Raw genomic sequence first — 1440 nt, forward strand, 5'->3', positions numbered from 1 at the left:
TCGCTTGATGGCCGCATGCAGATTGGACACGTTTTTCACGATGATCTCGCAATATGATGACTAAATATGCGCTAGCCTGCCCGCAGCTCGTCTAAAAATCCAGCCCACCAATCGGCCAGCCTTACGCGCTCGTCCCAATGTTCTCCGCGGGCATAGGCGCGGCGTACGGTGTTGCCTTCGACATGCGCCAGTGCCCGTTCGATGGCATCGGGGTTCCAAAGCCCACTTTCGTTAGCCAGTGTTGAGAAACTGGCCCGAAACCCGTGGGCGGTCATCTCTTCGCTTGAATACCCGATCCGGCGCAGAGCGGCGTTCAGGGTGTTTTCGCTCATCGGGCGTTGCCAGGATCGTACGCTGGGAAAGAGATAAGTGCCGCTGCCGGTTAGGAGGTGCAACTCGGCCAGCAAACTTATCGCTTGATCTGGCAGAGGCACGCGTTGAGGGCGCCGCATCTTCATGCGCGCAGTTGGGATCGTCCAGATCCGCGCGTCCGTGTCGAATTCGTCCCATGTCGCAAGGCGCAGTTCGCCAGGACGTTGCACCAGCAACGCTAATAGCTGAAGCCCGATCCGCGTTATGACCTGACCGTGAAACGAATCAATAGCGCGCATCAGCCCGCCCAGTACGACGGGGTCGAGGATGGCCGCGCGCGGCGTGACTGTTGGTACGATCAGCGCGTCGCGAAGCGCATAGGTCGGATCTGTCTCAGCCACACCATTGGCAACTGCATAGCGAAACACGGCGCCGATCTTTGATCGCAGGCGGCGCGCGCTCTCGTAATTGCCCTTTGCCTCGACCCGGCGCAGGCAATCGAGGATCATTGGCGGCGTGACATCGGTGATCGGCTTATTGCCGAATGCGTCGTTTGCCATGCCTAGTAACCATTCCGTCTTGTTCATCGTCGCTTGCGCTTTGCCTTCGCGGCGGGCCTTGTTGATGAAAGCCTCGGCCTGTGAGGCGAAGGTGATGCTCCGCCTGTCGCGCTCCGTGCGCTTACGCTGCTGTTTGACCTCACCGGGGTCGCGCCCTTCGGCGAGCAAGCTGCGCGCCTCATCCCTCAACTGGCGGGCGCGGGCGAGGCTAACGGCAGGATAGGCGCCGAACGAAAGGCGTTTCTCACGCCCCATAACTCGATATTTCATATGCCAAAGCCGCGAACCATTTGGCGTGACGGTCATATACAGTCCGTCAAAGTCGCCAACCTTGTAGGGCTTATCTCGCGGCTTAAGGCTCCGAATCTTCGTATCCGACATTGGCATTCTGGGGACACCCTATTTTATAGTCTACACGATGCCCCCAAAAATGCCCCCAAAGTGGGGGCATTTCCTCGTACATGCCCGGACAACATGGGACAACGGGATCTCGCAATCACCTTATAAACAAAGGGATTTTGGATGTCATCGGATGATTTCAAATGAATGATTGGTGCCGATGGAGGGA

The 1440-nt window shown here is 57.9% G+C and carries 1 protein-coding gene; it reads right to left on the bottom strand.

Annotation, left to right across the window (positions count from 1 at the left end; genetic code table 11):
* Positions 1-71: 71 nt before the first annotated feature.
* Positions 72-1253, bottom strand: coding sequence for an integrase arm-type DNA-binding domain-containing protein (locus KG698_RS15255; protein WP_300984232.1), 1182 nt, complete (start codon positions 1251-1253; stop codon positions 72-74).
* Between the last annotated feature and the right edge of the window lie 187 nt (positions 1254-1440).

The organism is Roseicyclus sp., assembly GCF_018402035.1.
Taxonomy (GTDB): domain Bacteria; phylum Pseudomonadota; class Alphaproteobacteria; order Rhodobacterales; family Rhodobacteraceae; genus Roseicyclus.

Coding starts and splice junctions, on each gene's coding strand:
- KG698_RS15255 (WP_300984232.1), bottom strand. CDS start 1,253: ATGTCGGATACGAAGATTCGGAGCCTTAAGCCGCGAGATAAGCCCTAC.